Here is an 18,135-nt window from a genome sequence, read left to right on the forward strand (position 1 = left end):
CTGCGATCCTGGCCTCTGACCCCAATGTAAAATTTACTTTATACGGGCATCAGCACATTTTTAAGGATGGGGAATTTTACAACGATGGCGTCCATTATTACGTAACAACCAGTGCGGGAGCAAGAGGTTATCTGCTCGTTTCCACATGGAAAGGTGGCTATAAAGTTGAAAATATTGAATTTTGAAAAATATGAAAAATCTACTTTTGCCACTCCTTTTGCTATTACATTTTTTTGCAATTGCCCAGGACGAATTACCTGCTGAAAAAAGCCGGAAATGGTACATTCCTGATCATTTAAAAATGCAGTTTGCCGGTAATATCGGTTTTATATCAGGCGGCCCGGGTTACATTTCACATAATAAAACACTGGAAACCGATTTGCTTTTCAGCTTTTTACCACAAAAATTTGGAGGCGATGCATTGATAACTATTACCGGAAAGACGACCTTTTCTCCCTGGCGCATTCCTCTGAAAAACTCCTGCAATATCGTTCCGTTTTCTTTGGGATTTTATCTGAGTTACACGTTCGGCCCGCAATTTGACTCAAAATGGCCTTCATATTATCCATCCGGTTATTATTGGTGGGCGACTTCGTTTCGTCCGGGAGCATACATTGGCGGAAAAGTAGGGCGTGAAATTATTGTAAATAAAAAGAAACGGGGTTTGGAACTGTACTACGAACTTGGAACCTATGACCTGCTGCTGATCAGTTATGCGCAAAACCGGGAATATTTAAAACCTGGTGATATTGTGAACCTGGCATTTGGGGTTAAACTGGGATTCTGAAAAGTTTAACGAAGCGTAAAAACGCAAAGGATGCAGAGAAAAAATAAATTAAACGCGACGGACTCAGTGGGATGCGCAATAGGTGAATTGAGCACGAAATTTCTATTAATTTGTTCCATGAAACCTTGTTTATACTCCTATGGCCAAGAACAATAAGTCGATTTATAGCGCTCTGGCTGCTAATGTACTGATTGCTGTAACCAAATTTATTGCTGGCGCATATTCCAACAGTTCTTCGATGATATCGGAAGGGATACATTCCCTGGTCGATACCATCAACCAGCTTCTGCTGCTTTATGGCCTGAAACGCAGCAAAAAACCAGCTGACAAATTGCGGCCGTTTGGTTACGGCAAAGAACTTTATTTCTGGTCGTTCATCGTATCAATCCTGATTTTCGGTCTGGGTGGCGGCATATCCATTTATGAAGGAATTGATCACTTTATTCACCCGGAACCGCTGGGTGACCCAACCTGGAATTATGTCGTTTTGGGATTTTCAATTCTGCTTGAAGGCTGGTCGCTGTTTGTAGCCATCAAAGAATTCGACAAAGTAAGAAATGGGTTAACCTGGTGGAATGCCATCGTTAAAAGTAAAGATCCTTCCAGTTTCCTCGTGCTGTTCGAAGATGGTGCAGCGGTACTTGGACTATTGATTGTATCAGTTTTCATGCTTATCGGCCATAACTTTGACATGGCTTATCTGGATGGAGTTGCTTCTGTTTTGGTTGGCTTATTGCTCGTGTTTGTATCCGCCATATTAGCCAGGGAAAGCCGGAGCCTGCTTATGGGAGAAGGCCTGACTCCGGAAACCCAAAACAGGATTAAAGCAATTGCCGAAAAAGACAAAGGTGTGATCGGCGTACTAAATATCCTCTCAACTTACCAGTCGCCCGAGGAAGTCCTGCTAATGCTCATCTGTGTTTTTGAACCGGATAATGATACGGAGGACATTACAGATTCGATTGTCCGTATCAAAACAAATATCCAGCAGGAATTTCCATTAATTCGCTACATCATTATTCAGCCTCAGATGGCTGAAATGGCTGGAAACTAGCTTCTTGCCTTTACAGTTCTACTGAATTTACAGGATAAATATAAGTGACAGGGTGCCTATCCCAGCACCGCCTGACGAATAATGTTTTTTTGTAAGATTTATTTGTACGGTTCCAAATAAACTGTCCGTAAATGAACAATGTTTCATTAACAAAAACTACATATAATACTTAAAATCAATACATTACAACCATTAAAAAATCTGGCAAAGTATTTGTACGACAAAATAGAGACTAATCATTTTGTTATATGAGAAGAACCTACCTCGGAGAATTTGAAGAGATTGTTTTGCTAATGGTGGCCATTCTCGATGGTGAGGCTTATGGCGTTACTATCAACCAGGAAATAGAACAGCAAACCGGGCGGAAAGTAACATTCGGCACCGTTCATAATACACTGATCCGTCTTGAAGAAAAAGGATTTTTATCCTCACAGCTTGGCGGTGCAACTACCGAACGGGGTGGACGGCGCAAACGGATATTTACCGTTACTGTATTGGGAAGCAAAGCCTTACAGGAAATTCAGCAACTACGCAATGATCTCTGGCAGTTACTTCCTGCACATCTCCAATTAAACGGATTATGAAAAAAACCGGCCAACATACGCCAAGCCCACCACGATGGGCAGAGCAATTACTCATATGGTTTCATCCTGCTGAGACACTGGAAGAAGTGCAGGGAGACCTTGAAGAATTGTTTGCAGGCTGGTATAAGGAACGGGGTATTCGTTATGCCGGTTTTAAGTATTTTTTAAGCATTCTATCTGTTACGCCACCATTTGTACGCAAGCGAAAACCCAAACATCAATACCACCAACCCTTTTTAATGCATCCGGCCATGATACAGAATTATTTCAAAATTGCTTACAGAAGCCTGCAAAAGAACAGGCTCTATTCATTCATTAACCTAACCGGATTAGCGTTGGGATTGGGCGTAGCTATTACATTATTCTGGATAGTGCGCTTCGAATATAGCTTTGATAATTATCACGCCAATGCAGACCGCATATACCGAATTGCTTCAACAGACAAGTTTGGTGAACCACAATCTCATGTGCCTCAGGGAGTGATCAAAACACTCAGTACACAAGTACCCGGAATTGAGCTTGCTGCAAATTTACAGGGGTCTATGCCCGGCAGCGTAAAAGTTGGCACCAAAGTTTTTAATCAGAAAAATATCTTTTACGCTCCTCCTCAGATGCTGGAAATGCTTGATATCGAATGGATAGAAGGTTCTCCCAAACAATCTCTGGGTGCACCGGGAAACGTGGTTCTGGATGAAGAAACAGCAAAAAAACTGTTTCGGGATGATGCAATGGGAAAAACATTTCGCTTCGATGACACAATTGATTTAACCGTTTCCGGGATTATTAAAAAAGTGCCTGCCAATACAGAATTCCCATTACAAATGATTATTTCCAGGGAAACTTTTAAGCAACTTCAGCCTGAATTTAAAAATGAAAATTATTTTGGAGGCGGCGATTCCATGAACCAGGGATTTGTTTTGTTAAAAAAAGGAAGCTCTCAGCAACCCATTAATAAAATACTCGCGTCACTGGCCCAAAGGCATAAAGATGAAAATACTACAACATCCTATCATTTGCAGCCCCTATCCGACATGCATTTTGATACAGATAAGGACGCTTACAATTACTCCATGCCGCACTGGATTATTTATACCCTGGCCAGTATAGGATTGTTTCTCATCTTCATTGCTTGTATTAATTTTATTAACCTGGCAACGGTACAAGCTATTCAGCGAGGACGTGAAATTGCCATGCGCAAAGTACTTGGAGGTGGAAAAGGGCAATTGATAGGACAGTTTTTTGGCGAAACTGCCATACTCGTTTTTAGTGCAATAGTATTGGGAAGTCTTCTGGCATCCAAGCTGATTGAATATACACCGCAATTGCTTGGGATATTGGTTCCGAAAGCAGAAATATGGAAAATAAGCACATTTATATTTCTCTTTGCACTTGGCATTGTAGTAACCTTGCTTGCGGGGTTTTATCCTGCGCTGGTTTTATCAAAATTTGAGCCAATCCGGGCCTTGCAAAACAGGTTGTTCATACCTGTTAGTAAAGGAATTTCCCTTCGTTCTACTTTGGTTGTTTTGCAGTTCGTTATTGCCCAGGTACTGATAATCTGCACAATACTGGGAATCAAACAAATCCGTTACTTTCAGGAAAAAGATCTGGGTTTTGCTAAAAGTGCAGTGATAACGGTCGCTATGCCCGACCGCGGTAATAATAATTTAAGAGAAAGATTTACCCGATCACTATCCGGTCATAATGAAATAAAAGCAGTTACTTATGGACTTACCACACCTGCCAGTCAAAGGAACCATTGGTGGGGAGTAGTTAAAGATGCCCGTTTGCCCAATGGTGAAGAGACATTCCGTATTCAGCATGTAGATACTAATTATTTCAATTTTTTCCATATTTCATTATTGGCCGGTCGCGGGCTTACTGCTTCTGATACTACGAAGGATATTAGAACCGGAGCAGAAAACACTCCTATTCTCATCAACGAAAAAGCTGCAAAGGACCTGGGATACATAGATATGAATAAAGTACTTGGGCAACGACTTGAAATCTGGGGCGTGAAATCAACGGTTGTCGGGGTTGTAAAAAATTACCATTCCGAAGGCTTAAAAAGCAAGCTGATGCCGCACGTGTATTTGTACGGTTCGTGGAATTTTCAGCTGGCCAGCATCCGCATCGACCCAACTCAAAAGGAGGCAGCACTCAAACATATTGGCGCCGAATGGACATCGCTATTCCCGAATCATTATTATGATCCAAAGTTTCTTGAAGATGAGATCAGCAGCTTTTACGAAAGTGAAAGAAATCTTTCCAATTTTATCAAACTCTTCGCCTGTATCGGCATAATCATCGGCAGCCTTGGACTTTTTGGCCTGGTTTCATTTGTGGTAACACAGCGAACAAAGGAAATTGGTGTTCGTAAAGTTCTGGGTGCAACCGTGCCGGGTATTGTTACTTTATTGTCACGCGACTTCCTGAAACTCGTTTTCATTGCATTCATTATTGCATCGCCACTTGCTTATTATGCCATGAACCGGTTCTTACAGGAATACACATACAAAATTGATATAGAAGCCTGGGTTTTTGTTCTTTCAGGTGTTATATCCATTGGAATCGCATTGATGACAGTCAGTTTTCAAAGCATTAAAGCAGCTTTAATGAACCCGGTAAAAAGTTTAAGAACAGAATGAAAGAAATAAAGAACCAGGAATTTATAGTTTAGTGTTTTTGCTGTTGCTGCGGTTTACTTTTTGATAATATTAAGAATTAAGATTCCTAAAAGGTTTGAATTAGCAAATTGCCTGATTCTGCTAATACCGTTTTTTTTAAAGGTGAAAGCAAACCGGCAACTATGAATCAGACACGTTTTTTATCAATGGTCAATTGTCTAAGTGTTGCAAAATGCGAGAATAAAACGATGGGGACTACGACACTTGGTAACCAGTTAAACGGAAAATAACCAAGCGCTGTATTGGTTTCATTCAACCCAAATTGCTGAAAAGGTGATTTTATTGATAAAATAGCAATCGAAATTATATTTATCAATAAGGCCAAACTGATCAGGTTCCAGATGATCATCGTTTTACGCGGGAGTTTGTTTTTTACAAAGCCAAAGTAAAACATCAATGGAGCCGTAATTCCGGCAACAATATCAAAGTTTCTTTCCTCAAAAGTCATGATCTCTGGAATAACCTGGGCCACAAACAAATAATACAAAACGATTTCTACCGGAATGCGTATGGTATGGAGTAAAGTAAGCTTTTTGATATCCAGATTATCTATAAATTTTCTGCCACGAACGGTAAAGAATTGAATCAGGATAAAAATCAGCGTTGGCGTTAGCTGGAACACTAATCTTGGCGGAAAAGCATTTGGATTATTATAAAAACCAGTTTGCACCAAAAGGAATTGTAAAGCCATCCATACAAGGATCAGGATTAAAAAACCCTTTGATTTATTCGCAGCATTGTAGAACTGCCATACGGTCAAAAAGGTGGTAATGATGAAAAACACTTTGAGAAATGCTGATACCTGTTCCATTCGTTTATAGGATTAATTACAAACAAAAGTCCTGAGTAACGATCGAATTCAACTTACCAATTGGCAAGAAATTACTTATGCATGATTTCTTTCCGTATCCTGCTCAAAGACGTATCCGTAATTCCCAGGTAGGAAGCTATGTACTTCAACGGCACATTTTGAAATATATCCGGACGTGCGATCAACAATTGTTCGTAACGTCAGTCTGTGAAAAAACTTCGGTTTGATTAATACCAAATATATACATAAACTTTCTTTGAAAGAAGGCTGATTTTGAGTATTTTAGATTGTTGATAATCAATGATATATGCCAGAATTAATTTCCGCTAACCGGCACCAGCTAGTATTGGGCTGTATGGAGGAGCTTATTGAAAAAGACAATCCGGTGCGTTTTATAGACGCCTTCGTAGACAAGCTGGAACTGGTTGAGCTCAAATTCCAAATTGCTGAAAGCAAAGCCGAAGGACGGCCTTCATTCAATCCAAAGATATTGTTGAAGTTATACTTTTACGGTTATCTGAATGGTATCCGTAGTAGCCGCAGGCTTGAAAAAGAAGCTATCCGTAACGTAGAGCTGCACTGGCTGCTTGGCAGGCTGCAACCCAACTACCATACCATAGCGGACTTTCGGAAAGATAATCCTGTTGCTTTGAAGAACACCTTTCGGCTGTTTGTGGCTTTTTTGAAAGACCTGGATTTGATAGGAGGGAGTGTTGTAGCCATTGATGGGACGAAGTTCAGAGCCAGTAACAGCAAAAAGCATACCTACAATCAAAAGAAAATAGAACGCCACCTGGCCTATATCGAAGAGAAAACCAGACAATATTTGAAAGAGCTGGATCAGAATGATGCAGCAGAACAATCACCGGAAAAGGTTAGCGATATCGGGGAAAAGATGGAGCGTTTAAAGACAGCCAGAATTAAGTATGAGACCTTGGAGAAGCAGCTTACTGAAACGATCGAGCCTCAGATCAGTACCACCGACGCAGATGCGCGGGCGCTTCTGATCCATGGGCAGGTAGTAGAAGTAAGCTATAACCAACAAGCGGCAGTTGACGCTAAGCACAAACTGGTAGTGGCTACGCACACGATCAACCGCAACGACCGCAACGCATTGACCGACATAGCGCAGCAGGCCCTGGATGCCACCGGTTCGGATGCTATGACGATCCTGGTCGACAAGGGTTATCACAACGGCAAGCAGCTGCAAAATTGCCAGAAAGTGGGCATAGAGACCATCGTTTCCGTACCAGAACTAGTGAATACCAATCGTACGGGTACCCAGCCGGACTACCTGGTAGACAAGTTCCATTACGATCCGGTACAGGACACCTACACCTGCCCACAGGGTGAGTTATTGAAGACCAAGGGCACCTGGCATCAAAAGAAACGGGAGTTGAATGTGGGCTATCAATTCAAGAAATACCGGAGCCCGGCGTGCCGAAGTTGCCCGGTGCGCGACCAGTGCACGGGTCGTCAGGATGGCAGTCGCGAGATCGAACGCTCCGAATATGCCGAAGCGGTAGAAGCCAACGCCCAGAATTACCGGGCAGGAAAAGCACTTTACCGAAAACGGCAAGAGATAAACGAGCATATATTCGGGACCATTAAACGACAATGGGGCTATAACCATACCAACCTTCTGGGGTTTAGAGAAAGTCAATGGAGAAATGGCCCTGGTGATGACGGTTTACAACCTGAAAAGGTTATTGAATATCCTGAAATTTGAAGAAATCATGCAAAAGCTCAATCATTGGAAACCGGTCTATCCCAAGGGGGCCATGTTTTATCAAAATCGCCACATAATAAACCTTTTAGAGCACTTCAAATTTTATAGCCTGGCATTTGCTGCTTAAAAACCGCACCGTGCACAGGCCAGGAAATGAGCAGGAATAACGGTTCTTCGGGTGATTTTTTTAAGCGAAGCTAGTTTTTTCACAGCCTGACGTTGTTCGGCAGTCAGGTTGATCATACCTAATGTCCTTTCTTTCAGATCTATAAATCCATTAACCAGATTTGCCCGGCCAAATTCCCTGAATTCAGGAACGGAATGGAAAAGAGTTTGAAAAGCATCATTTTTTATTATCCAGGTTGTACAATCCGTCAAGGTTTGTATATTTTCTTTCGTAGGTGTTCTTTTTATGAATGAAGCAGGTTCAAACACCATTGAATTTGGGCTGTAAATATTAGTAGTAACTTCGTTTCCGTCTGTGTCGTAAGTAAATACACGAATAAATCCAGTTTCAAGAAACAGATATTCATTACTTATTTGTCCTTGTTTCAACAGGAATTCATTTTTACCAAATTCCTTTATCTCAAAATAACCTGCAATTGTATTGGCAAGGTGATCTGATAAGGGTAAAATTTGCTGGATAAAGTTTGTGAGAATTTTTCTGTCTTCGTTCATTGGTTTTAGTTTGGAGAGATAGCAGTTAAAATGCAATTTAATTTTTATGAAAGTTAAATGATTAAAAATTACCGAATGATCACAAAACGTTCCTATGGAACGAAGTGAAAATTTAATCAAATCTGTTTCTACCCACCAATCATCTCGAAGCGACGTCTCGTGATCAGCGGTTCATGAGACTCTAAAAATCCGATTTAATAATGAATTATGGGTTTATGTATCTACACTTGACAAAAAAAGCACTAAAATAGCCTTCCAATATTCTCAGAAGGCTATTAAAGTACTTAACAAAAACAAGTTATTTTACTATCAATCAAATAATTACAACAACGAATCCAGGTGAATCGGAAATTGATTGATCCTTTTTCCAGTTGCGTGGTAAATTGCGTTTGCAATAGCTGGCGGCATACCAACCAGCCCGATTTCCCCTACGCCTTTTACACCCAGTTCATTAATGATCGTGTCATTTTCTTCGACAAAAATCACATCCATTTCATGAATATCGGCATGGACTGGAATGTGGTATTCGCCCAGATTCTGGTTCATATATTTTCCCAGATTATGATCGCTGATCGTTTCTTCGTGCAACACTTTGCTGATACTCCACACCATTCCACCAAGAATCTGGCTTCTCGCTGTTTTAGGGTTGATAATTTTACCAGCGGCCACCGCCGTCAGCGCTCTTGTTACATTAATAATTCCAAGTTCTTCATCTACTTCCACTTCTACAAAAACAGCGCTGTGAGTCGCTCTGGAGTATTTTTTTAATCTGAAAACATTGGGAAATGATGTGTTAGTGGTTTTAATAACTTTTCCGTTGTTACCAGCAATAATATCCTGAAATGAAACACACAAAGATGGGTTATTTTTCAGGACGATATAACCGTTTTCAAACATGACATCATCCAGTTCGGCTCCTTTCAAAACCGAATTTTTCATATAAACTGCCTTTTTTAACAGCTTTTTTCTCAATGCCTTACCAGCCGCTTTAATGGCTGACCCAACGGTGGAAGTAGTAAAAGAACCACCCTGAATAGGTGCAAATGGCATCTTACTATCACCGTAAGAAAAAATAACGTCGTCAATTTCTAGTCCAAGTTCATCAGCAGCTATCTGTGCCATCACTGTAAAGGTACCAGTTCCGATATCCGTTACAGCACTGTTAATTTGTAATTTCCCTTCCTTAGTGATCATTGCTTCTGCACGTGCAGGGAGCTGATTGGCTTCCCAGATTCCTGTCGCCATTCCGTAACCAACCAGCTTATTTCCACGGCGCATACTACGCGTTTCCGGATTACGATTTGACCAGCCAAATTTCTCAGCTCCTTGTAAATAACACTCTTTAAGCTCCTTGCTGCTGAAAGGCCGGCCCATACTTGCATCCGTGTGTCCGTAATTAATCAACCTGAGTTCTACCGGGTCAATATTCAGTTTATAAGCAAGTTCGTCCATCGTACTTTCTATGGCATGCAATCCTGTGCTGCCACCAGGTGAGCGCATGTCCAGCGGGCTATATACATCCAGATTGACCAGTTTATATTCCATCAGGGTATTGGATGCCGGATAAAGCATGTTTGCCCAATTCACAACTACCTCCGTATAATCTTCGAACTGTGAGGTTTCGGCAACAGCAGAGTGGTTCATAGCTGTAACCATACCACTTTCATCAGCGCCAAAACGTGTATGCTGAATTGTTGGCGGCCTGTGACCGAACGTAAACATCTGGCTTCTGTCGAGCGTAACGCGTACATTCCTTTTTAACTCCAAAGCAGCCATAACAGACATAAATAACTGATATTGCGGCCTTAATCCTGAGCCAAATGCTCCTCCCACATAAGGCGATATCACACGAATGTCCTTAAAATGCAGTCCGAAAATATTCCCTACATATAACTGGCTATTAACCGTTCCCTGGGTTTTATCATAGATCGTCAACTTGCCTTCTCCTTCGTAAATGGTGGTTGTCGCAAACAATTCGAGCGGATTGTGATGCTCCGTTCCGTGAAGATATTCGGCGGAAACCTGTGCAAAAGATCCGGCATAAGCTGATTCAAAATCACCCCGCGGTTTTGGTGGAAGTGGTTTCAGCATGGTTGCCAGCCCAACTGCGGGGGCATGCGCATCAGCAAGATGGTCTTCCAATTTTGTATTAAAAACTTCTTCCTCATATTCCACCTCCACGATTGTAGCTGCATATCTTGCCAATTCGAAGGTTTCGGCAACTACAAGTGCTATTGGCTGTCCATTGTATTTGATCTTATCATCGTGCAACGGCCTGAATGGAGCTCCCGGAGGCGCATCCATATCTGCATACTGCTGATTAAACCATGCAAGCGATGGCCGGTTTTCATGTGTAAATATTTCAATAACACCGGGTAATGCCTTTGCTGGCCCGGTATTAAATTTCATGATTTTCCCTTTAGTAATGGTACTGTTTATCACATATCCGTATAACAATCCGGGAATGTTATATTCGCCAGCATATTTGGCTCCGCCTGTAACTTTCAAATGACCTTCCAGACGACTTACCGGCTGCCCTATTGATGGTAAAACTGACATAATTTAATATTGGTTAAATGATGGCACGAACGTCCCCGTTCGTGACTTCTATTATAGGCCTCCGGCCGGATTTATTTTCGATATAAGGTGTATTATCAAGCCAGAGGCCTTTGAATAACCGCCATGAATGGGACGTTCGCGCCATCATCAGACATTCGCGCCGTCATAAACTCTTAAGCCGAAGGCTGTGCTCCGGGCAATTGCGTTTCAGGATGAAGCGCCATGATACAATTACGTACAATGGCCCTTTTTGCCAGTTCAATTTTGAAACTATTGTATTCATAACCGATGGCACCGCTCAGAATAATCTCTGCTGCGTGCGCAAAGTTGTCCCGCGTTGGTTCTTTATCCTTCAAAAATTCTTCTCCATTTTTCCCTCTCCAAGGAACATGTGCTACTCCACCCAATGCAATCCTTGCCTCTTTGATAATACCACCTTCCAGTTCCAGTCCTGTGGCAACTGACACGAGTGCAAAGGCGTAGGAGTTACGGTCGCGTAGTTTCAGGTAGGAATAATTTTTGCAAAATCCTTTTTCAGGAATATCAATACTGGTGATGACCTCACCATGCAGCAAATTGTTGTCAATATGAGGTGTATTGCCCGGTAACCTGTGAAAATCGGTAAATGCAATGCTACGTTCGCCATCTGGCCCCGAAATATTTACAACTGCATCCAGTGCAGCCAGGGCCACACACATATCGGATGGAAATACGGCAATACAACTATCGCTCGTTCCCAGTATAGCCATGATCCGGTTGTAGCCCATTAAGGCCGAACAGCCAGAACCCGGCTCACGTTTGTTGCAGGGAGTATTTGCGTCATAAAAATAGTAACATCTTGTGCGCTGCAACAGATTACCGCCATTGGTCGCCATGTTCCTGATCTGCGCTGAAGCTCCGGCCAATATTGCACGGGACAATAATGGGTAACGTTCTTCGATAAGCGGATGATAGGCTGTTTTGGCATTGGTTACGAACGCACCCAAACGAATTCCGCCATCTTTTTCTTCTATGCTGTGGTGTCCTTCTATTGGATTTACATCTATAAGTGTACTTGCCCTGGTGAGGCTGTATTTCATGAGGTCGATCAGGTTTGTGCCACCAGCTACGAATTTCGCATCCGTCTTCCCACCTACTTTATCAACTGCATCCTGTACTGAATGTGCCTTAGTATAAATGAAGTTATTCATAATTTCCCTGATTTTTTACGTCCATGATTGCGTCAATTATATTATTATTGGCACCACAGCGGCAAAGGTTCCCACTCATCAGTTCCTTTACTTCATCCCTGGTTTTTGCTTTTCCTTCACGCAACATTCCAATAGCACTGCATATTTGTCCTGGCGTACAGTAACCGCACTGAAAAGCATCGTATTCGATAAATGCTTTTTGCAATTCGTGCAGCTGGCCATCCTGTGCAATTCCTTCTATGGTCGTAATTTCGGAACCTTCTTTCATTACAGCCAGTGTAAGGCAACTTAGGATTCGCTCGCCATCACAAAGTACAGTACAGGCACCGCATTGCCCGTGATCACAACCTTTTTTGGTACCAGTCAGGTCTGAGTATTCCCTCAAAGCATCCAATAGACTTACCCAGGGTAATATCTGTAACTCAATTTTCATTCTGTTAACATTAAGCGTTACCGTTTGTGTATCAAAACCATCATCGGTAACGTCCGGAACTATGGGGTATGGCAATATCATAAGTGAGTATATAATATAGAACAGGTGAATAATTTTATCAAATTATAACAATTATGCCACTGTTCTTTCACAAAGAAAGATACAGGTATTAAGATCTGACACTTAATTAATTTTCCTGACCAAATCCTTTTCCAGTTATCCTGGGGATTTATTACGCGATAAAATCTCGTTTTGCAAAAAATCTTATTCATTTAAACTTACAAAACCTTTATATCACGATGGCATATCTTTTACTAACTGATCCGTACTCACGTTTGTGGTAATACTTAACCTTTTAATATGTCAAAACTTATCCTGTACAAACTTTGCGGCATACTTACAATTTTTCCGATTGCCAATGCTTTTTCCCAGCTCACTTTTTTTAATGTATCCGCTTCTGACATTACCGATGCACGCAAAATAAGTGTGCAGCAACAGTTTGAAATCCAGGACGAAGTGGAATCATCAACCACGGTTACATATGGTTTAGGCAAAAAATGGGAAGCAGGATTAAATCTGATCAACCTGGATTATGGAATTAAAAGCAGGCATATTGAAATGAATGATACTACCACTACCATTCCATTTGCTCCTTTACTTTTGGCTAACGTACAAAAGGCTTTTGAAATAAATGACTTTCTTTCACTGGGAATTGGAGCCGTAGGCGGAAAAAGCGTTACGCATACACAGTCCGTAAAGTTCGTTTATTACAGTTACGCCAATGCTATTGCAACACTTGGAAACCAGGAGCAGTACCAGATTGTTGCAGGCACTTATTATGGTAATCACAGATATTTAAGCGATGGCCCGAACTTTGGTTTCCAAACAGGCATTGATGCTGCAATATGGTACAAAAAGCTTCATCTTCTGGCCGACTGGATTTCAGGCTCTCATGGAAAAGGAAGGCTGACAGTCGGATTGGAAGTATTTCTCTCAAAGCGTTTACCGTTGTCTTTTGGCTGGCAACGTGCGAATCAGGATGGTTCCCAGGGTGCAGTTGTACAGCTTACTTTTTTGCCTAAATAGTCCAGGAGCTTAAATCAATATTTATGAAATTTTCACTTTAACGATTGAAAAGGCAAAAAAACTAAAAATGCCATGGTTATGAAATCCCTTCATAACCATGGCATTTTTACTTAGCAACAGCCAACAAAACCTTATTGACTATATATCAAATCCTGATTTGCGGATTTTTTCTTCGTCTGTAAGGTCTTCGGTTTCAACCTCTGTACTGCGTACAGTGTCAGTGATTAATTCATCCTTCACTTCCACATCTTTTCGCAGGCTGACTTCTTCTACAACACGGGCCTCCTTGGATACTACCGGAACTTCCGCATATTCGGTCAATTCGATCGTACCTTCTTTAAATGTTTCAAAATCTGCTTCCGTAGCAATACGATTAACAGGAGTACGCTCAACCGATACATATTCCTGCCGCAAACGGATATTCTCTTCCACCGGTCGTTCCACTATTCGGCTTTTCAAACGGATACCACCTGTTTGTACCTCACGTTTTCCTACCTGAAAATCTTCTTCAATGACTTTGATCGTATCAGGATTAGTATCTGAAACATCAGATTGCGGAGCACCGTATGCACCGTCAACATTGTATATACTGCCTGATGTGTCGGTTATTTTGGAAGCATAGTCGTGAACATCAACTGCACCATAATTATCAAGAATGTGTGCTGCGGCCTCTGCTTCATCAGCGGAATCAGCATGAACCGTCAAAATTGTTCCTTTACGCCCGGCCTGTGTATAATTATTAACTTCGTCGTCGTCATCACCAAAGAGATTTTTGAAAAAATCACTTATGCGGTCACCACTTTCTTCTTTATAAACCTGAGCTCCAGTGCTTGTTGCATCATCTGAAATCTGTACTTCAATATCAACGCTTTCGTCAGCATAGCCGTTTTTCAACAAATATTCTTTGGCTGCCTGTGCTTCACTTGTATATTCGAATATTCCTACTACCGTATTTGACATAAAATTGAGTTTAAGATTTTATAGGTTAATTATAACATTTCCCTGTTTCTAAATATCTGTGCCAGGCGCACTCCTTGTAATTGTTATTTCTTCCTTTCTCAAGGTTTCATTGATAGTCGTTGAATTGGTCGTTTTGTGCTTTGTGACGTGCAGTTCCTCCACCAGCATCAGACGCTTTTCAACCACCAAAACTTCTTTAATAACCGATATAATTGTTACGCCATTTTCCTGCCGTATCGCTGGTGGTGCGTGGTCAATATACTGATTGATTTCCCTTCTTTCCACTGTGACTTCCTCAGAAGTTAACAATGCGTTTACTATTGATTCTTCCTCGTACACTCTCTTAGAAATAAGGACCTTACCAATTTCTACATCACGTTTCCCCACAGTAATTTCTTCTTCAATGACTGGAAAAACGAGTGTCTGCCCATCTGCGAGATGATTCTGCATATTATTTTCCGGATCCATTTCTATTTGTTTATCTGTACGTAAGCTTCCGGAGAAAATTCCCCATAACTGTACTTAAAAAAGATTATGCCTGATTCAGATCCCTATATTTTTCAATATTTAATATTATCACGAATTGTTTTGTATTGCCATCGGCGGTCGGCATTCGGCTATCAAATTGATACATGGAAGGAGATTTTGGATGATTGCCGATAGCGGTACAAAAGAATTTGTAATAAGACCATATTTAATATTAAAATTCTTTTTAGGCAAGATGATAATTACTTCTATAATTTCGATTAATCAGGTACGGTAATTGCATCAAAATACAACGTAACATATATACGCAAAAAGTTAAAAATTGAGTAAATAACAACTCAGATTCGTCACTTTGGGTATTTTAGCTGTTTTCTTGTTTAATTTGTGTAACAATTACCTTTGATGATGACCAATTTTCCAAAACCATTTAGTCGTGACAGTATTACTGAAATAAACAGACTGGAATCGGCTCTTGCAGCGGCTGGCATTGGCAGTTGGGAGCTTGATCTGAACAATAACCAGTTTTGGTTATGCGAACGGGCCAAATCCCTTTTTGATTTTTCAGGTAAAGATATTGTTCCGTATAATGAGCTGCTGTTATCTGTTCATGCTGATGACAGGCAGGCGACCGAACTATCTATAAAAAATGCTCTTGAATCCGCATCCAGCGGCATTTTCGAAATTGATCTGCGCATTCGGAATTCAGGCAGCGTACAGCCACATTGGTTACATTGGAAAGGGCAGGCTTATTTTGATGATTACGGAGCGCCTATCCGCTTTTCAGGAATCGTTCAGAATGCTACTTCCCAGGTCCTCGCAAAAAAGCAGCTTTATGAAAGTGAAAATAAGTTGCGCAGCCTGATTGACAACACGCCGGATGTGATTACACGCTGGAATACTAATCTTGAGTTAATATTTGCCAATACCGCCTTCGAAGAGAAAACCGGAACAGATAATGCTTCCCTGCTAGGCAAGACCAACCAGCAAATGGGGCAGCCGGAAAATACTGCTATGGCTTATATGAAATGCCTGCAAACGGTAATTGACACACGTATGCCTCAGGAACACTACAATAGTTTTCAAACTTCCAAAGGAGAAATATATTTTTACTCCCGGCTGGTGCCAGAGTTGGGAGATAATGGGCAGGTTCAAAGTGTATTGGCAATTGCCAGGGATATTACTGATCTGAGATCCAGCGAAGCCAGGTTCCAGACAATGGTGGAGCAATCGCCGATGGCTATCGGGCTTTTCAATAGCAGGGAGATGATTGTAGAAGTTGGGAATGACAAAATCTTTGAAGTATGGGGGAAGGACAAATCTATTATTGGCCAGCGCCTTTTAGAAGCCTTACCAGAAATAGAAGGCCAAGGATATCTTGAATTACTGCAAGGTGTTTATGATACCGGAACACCTTTTTTTGGCAATGAAATGCTGGTGAAGCTGGTTAGAAACAATGAATTACAGAATGTTTATTTTGACCTGACTTATACTCCGCTGCGTGATTCCTTGAATAGCATCACAGGGGTTATGGTACTGGCAACTGAAGTAACTGAAAAGGTTGTTGCGAGGAAAGCACTGGAAAAAAGCGAGGCCAAGTTCCGTTCGTTAATTGAAGAAGCACCGATAGCAACCTGTTTGCTGACAGGAAGTGAAATGAATATTGAAGTTGCCAACGAAGCAATGCTGGGTTATTGGGCGAAGAACAGGTCTGTTCTTGGTAAAAAAATAGAAGACACTTTACCCGAACTAAAAGGCCAGGCATTTTTAGAAATATTAGAAAATGTATTTAAAACCGGCAAAACATACACAAGCAAAAGTGCTGCTACCAAAATTGAAGTGAATGGTAAAATAGATACCTATTACTTTGATTTTACCTACAAGCCATTGTTGGACATATCAGGCAAAGTATATGCTATCCTGAACATGGCAGTAGATGTTACACAGCAGGTAAAAACACTGATTGCATTAGAAGAAAGTGAAGCCCGGTTAAGGTCAGTTATAGCAGCGGCTCCTACCGCCATCAGCCTGTTCGTTGGCAGGGATCTGGTTATCGAAATGCCCAATCAGTCGTTTATCGACGTTGTGGGAAAAGGTCCGGATATCACTGGCAGGCCGCTGCGTGAAGTAATGCCGGAACTGGAAAACCAAACGTTTTTACGGATACTGGACAATGTTTACACTTCAGGTAAAATGTACCAGAGCTTTGCCTCAGAGGTAAGTATTGTTCGTCAAGGCGTTATGACGCACAACTTTTATAATATAAGTTATACCCCGCTTTTTAATTCTGACGGTGAAGTATATGCCATCCTGGAGATTGCCATTGATGTAACGGAAGCGGTAAAAACAAACCAGAGACTGGAAGAAAATGAGCAATTTTCCCGCAGTATCTTTTACAATTCGCCCGTGGCGAAGATGGTGGTTACAGGGGAGCAAATGGAAGTCGTGACGATTAACAAAAACATGATGGAAATCCTGGGGCGTGACCTGTCCATACTGGGAAAGAAATTTACAGAAGCTATTCCTGAACTGGCCAATACCCCTCTGGAAGAAAAACTTGCGTATGTTTTTAAAACCGGACATACTTACAATCAACCGGAAGAAATGCTTGTGCTGATGCGTTATGGAAAACCATATACCGGATATTACAGTTATATATACCAGGCACTGCGAAACACAAATGGTGAAATCTATGGCATAGTCATCACCGCAACAGAAGTAACGAGCCAGGTGCAGGCAAGGCAGGAAATAGAAGAAGCAGAAAGTACATTACGCAGTGCGATTGAAATGGCCGACCTGGCTTTATGGAGCATTGACCCGCTTACTAATAAAATAACTTATAGTGACCGCCTGAAACAATGGCTCGGCACTGAGAAAGAATCAGGTGATTTTGATACTGATTTGCCTTATATCCCGGAAAACGACCGTAAACGTGTACAGTCGGCGTTACAGGATGCAATGTGGCCGGGAAGTGATGGCATTTATAATGAAGAATATACCATTGAAAACATGCGTAGCGGCCGCCGCAGGATTATTCATGCAAGCGGAAGAACTTTTTTAATGATCAGGGCAAGCCATATAAATTAATTGGTAT

General features: G+C 41.4%; 14 protein-coding genes and 1 pseudogene. 7 read left to right on the forward strand and 8 right to left on the reverse strand.

Going from position 1 to position 18,135, the window contains the following annotated elements; genetic code table 11:
• Window positions 1-190: 190 nt before the first annotated feature.
• From KZC02_RS02425 to KZC02_RS02440, 4 genes are all read left to right on the forward strand, one after another.
• Window positions 191-787, forward strand: coding sequence for a hypothetical protein (locus tag KZC02_RS02425; protein ID WP_221392641.1), 597 nt, complete (start codon window positions 191-193; stop codon window positions 785-787).
• Between the two features lie 139 nt (window positions 788-926).
• Window positions 927-1,841: a cation diffusion facilitator family transporter gene (locus tag KZC02_RS02430; RefSeq protein WP_221392642.1), complete on the forward strand. Its 915-nt coding sequence runs from the start codon at window positions 927-929 to the stop codon at window positions 1,839-1,841.
• A gap of 248 nt (window positions 1,842-2,089) precedes the next feature.
• Window positions 2,090-2,425 carry a PadR family transcriptional regulator gene (locus KZC02_RS02435; protein ID WP_221392643.1) on the forward strand — a complete coding sequence of 112 codons (336 nt, stop codon included), beginning with the start codon at window positions 2,090-2,092 and terminating at the stop codon, window positions 2,423-2,425.
• Window positions 2,422-5,073 carry an ABC transporter permease gene (locus KZC02_RS02440; RefSeq protein WP_221392644.1) on the forward strand — a complete coding sequence of 884 codons (2,652 nt, stop codon included), beginning with the start codon at window positions 2,422-2,424 and terminating at the stop codon, window positions 5,071-5,073. The genes KZC02_RS02435 and KZC02_RS02440 overlap by 4 nt, the downstream gene beginning before the upstream one ends.
• Before the next feature lie 166 nt (window positions 5,074-5,239).
• Here the strand turns inward: KZC02_RS02440 and KZC02_RS02445 are convergent, their stop codons facing one another.
• Both KZC02_RS02445 and KZC02_RS33215 read right to left on the reverse strand, forming a co-directional pair.
• Window positions 5,240-5,923 (reverse strand): hypothetical protein, encoded by a 684-nt coding sequence (locus KZC02_RS02445; RefSeq protein WP_221392645.1) that lies wholly within the window; start codon window positions 5,921-5,923, stop codon window positions 5,240-5,242.
• 71 nt (window positions 5,924-5,994) lie between these two features.
• A pseudogene (locus KZC02_RS33215) lies at window positions 5,995-6,123 on the reverse strand (Crp/Fnr family transcriptional regulator); the annotation flags it as partial.
• Between the two features lie 107 nt (window positions 6,124-6,230).
• Here KZC02_RS33215 and KZC02_RS02450 point away from each other — a divergent pair.
• Complete coding sequence (locus KZC02_RS02450) at window positions 6,231-7,652, forward strand: IS1182 family transposase (protein WP_221392646.1); 1,422 nt, start codon at window positions 6,231-6,233, stop codon at window positions 7,650-7,652.
• 123 nt (window positions 7,653-7,775) lie between these two features.
• Here KZC02_RS02450 and KZC02_RS02455 read toward each other — a convergent pair whose 3' ends face one another.
• The 4 genes from KZC02_RS02455 to KZC02_RS02470 form a co-directional block, all read right to left on the reverse strand.
• Complete coding sequence (locus KZC02_RS02455) at window positions 7,776-8,330, reverse strand: Crp/Fnr family transcriptional regulator (RefSeq protein ID WP_221392647.1); 555 nt, start codon at window positions 8,328-8,330, stop codon at window positions 7,776-7,778.
• A gap of 321 nt (window positions 8,331-8,651) precedes the next feature.
• Window positions 8,652-10,889 carry a xanthine dehydrogenase family protein molybdopterin-binding subunit gene (locus KZC02_RS02460; RefSeq protein ID WP_221392648.1) on the reverse strand — a complete coding sequence of 746 codons (2,238 nt, stop codon included), beginning with the start codon at window positions 10,887-10,889 and terminating at the stop codon, window positions 8,652-8,654.
• Window positions 10,890-11,062: 173 nt separating this feature from the next.
• Window positions 11,063-12,079 carry a xanthine dehydrogenase family protein subunit M gene (locus tag KZC02_RS02465; protein ID WP_221392649.1) on the reverse strand — a complete coding sequence of 339 codons (1,017 nt, stop codon included), beginning with the start codon at window positions 12,077-12,079 and terminating at the stop codon, window positions 11,063-11,065.
• On the reverse strand, window positions 12,072-12,593 hold the full coding sequence (locus KZC02_RS02470) for a (2Fe-2S)-binding protein (RefSeq protein ID WP_221392650.1): 522 nt from the start codon (window positions 12,591-12,593) through the stop codon (window positions 12,072-12,074). Before KZC02_RS02470 ends, KZC02_RS02465 begins: the two co-directional genes overlap by 8 nt.
• A 279-nt stretch (window positions 12,594-12,872) precedes the next feature.
• Between KZC02_RS02470 and KZC02_RS02475 the strand changes: the two genes are divergently transcribed.
• The gene (locus KZC02_RS02475) at window positions 12,873-13,598 is read left to right on the forward strand and encodes a hypothetical protein (protein ID WP_221392651.1); all 726 of its coding nucleotides are present in this window, start codon (window positions 12,873-12,875) and stop codon (window positions 13,596-13,598) included.
• A gap of 138 nt (window positions 13,599-13,736) precedes the next feature.
• Here the strand turns inward: KZC02_RS02475 and KZC02_RS02480 are convergent, their stop codons facing one another.
• Together KZC02_RS02480 and KZC02_RS02485 are read right to left on the reverse strand one after the other, a co-directional pair.
• Window positions 13,737-14,558, reverse strand: a complete 822-nt coding sequence (locus KZC02_RS02480; protein WP_221392652.1) for a YsnF/AvaK domain-containing protein — start codon at window positions 14,556-14,558, stop codon at window positions 13,737-13,739.
• Window positions 14,559-14,606: 48 nt separating this feature from the next.
• Window positions 14,607-15,026: a YsnF/AvaK domain-containing protein gene (locus KZC02_RS02485; RefSeq protein ID WP_221392653.1), complete on the reverse strand. Its 420-nt coding sequence runs from the start codon at window positions 15,024-15,026 to the stop codon at window positions 14,607-14,609.
• A 420-nt stretch (window positions 15,027-15,446) separates the two neighbouring features.
• On the opposite strand from KZC02_RS02485, the gene KZC02_RS02490 reads away from it, so the two are divergent.
• A complete protein-coding gene (locus KZC02_RS02490; protein WP_221392654.1) occupies window positions 15,447-18,128 on the forward strand; it encodes a PAS domain-containing protein in 2,682 nt (893 codons plus the stop codon).
• Window positions 18,129-18,135 lie beyond the last annotated feature (7 nt).

Source organism: Dyadobacter sp. NIV53 (assembly GCF_019711195.1).
Taxonomy (GTDB): Bacteria; Bacteroidota; Bacteroidia; order Cytophagales; family Spirosomataceae; genus Dyadobacter.

Coding starts and splice junctions, on each gene's coding strand:
- KZC02_RS02425 (WP_221392641.1), top strand. CDS start 191: ATGAAAAATCTACTTTTGCCACTCCTTTTGCTATTACATTTTTTTGCA.
- KZC02_RS02430 (WP_221392642.1), top strand. CDS start 927: ATGGCCAAGAACAATAAGTCGATTTATAGCGCTCTGGCTGCTAATGTA.
- KZC02_RS02435 (WP_221392643.1), top strand. CDS start 2,090: ATGAGAAGAACCTACCTCGGAGAATTTGAAGAGATTGTTTTGCTAATG.
- KZC02_RS02440 (WP_221392644.1), top strand. CDS start 2,422: ATGAAAAAAACCGGCCAACATACGCCAAGCCCACCACGATGGGCAGAG.
- KZC02_RS02445 (WP_221392645.1), bottom strand. CDS start 5,923: ATGGAACAGGTATCAGCATTTCTCAAAGTGTTTTTCATCATTACCACC.
- KZC02_RS02450 (WP_221392646.1), top strand. CDS start 6,231: ATGCCAGAATTAATTTCCGCTAACCGGCACCAGCTAGTATTGGGCTGT.
- KZC02_RS02455 (WP_221392647.1), bottom strand. CDS start 8,330: ATGAACGAAGACAGAAAAATTCTCACAAACTTTATCCAGCAAATTTTA.
- KZC02_RS02460 (WP_221392648.1), bottom strand. CDS start 10,889: ATGTCAGTTTTACCATCAATAGGGCAGCCGGTAAGTCGTCTGGAAGGT.
- KZC02_RS02465 (WP_221392649.1), bottom strand. CDS start 12,079: ATGAATAACTTCATTTATACTAAGGCACATTCAGTACAGGATGCAGTT.
- KZC02_RS02470 (WP_221392650.1), bottom strand. CDS start 12,593: ATGATATTGCCATACCCCATAGTTCCGGACGTTACCGATGATGGTTTT.
- KZC02_RS02475 (WP_221392651.1), top strand. CDS start 12,873: ATGTCAAAACTTATCCTGTACAAACTTTGCGGCATACTTACAATTTTT.
- KZC02_RS02480 (WP_221392652.1), bottom strand. CDS start 14,558: ATGTCAAATACGGTAGTAGGAATATTCGAATATACAAGTGAAGCACAG.
- KZC02_RS02485 (WP_221392653.1), bottom strand. CDS start 15,026: ATGGATCCGGAAAATAATATGCAGAATCATCTCGCAGATGGGCAGACA.
- KZC02_RS02490 (WP_221392654.1), top strand. CDS start 15,447: ATGATGACCAATTTTCCAAAACCATTTAGTCGTGACAGTATTACTGAA.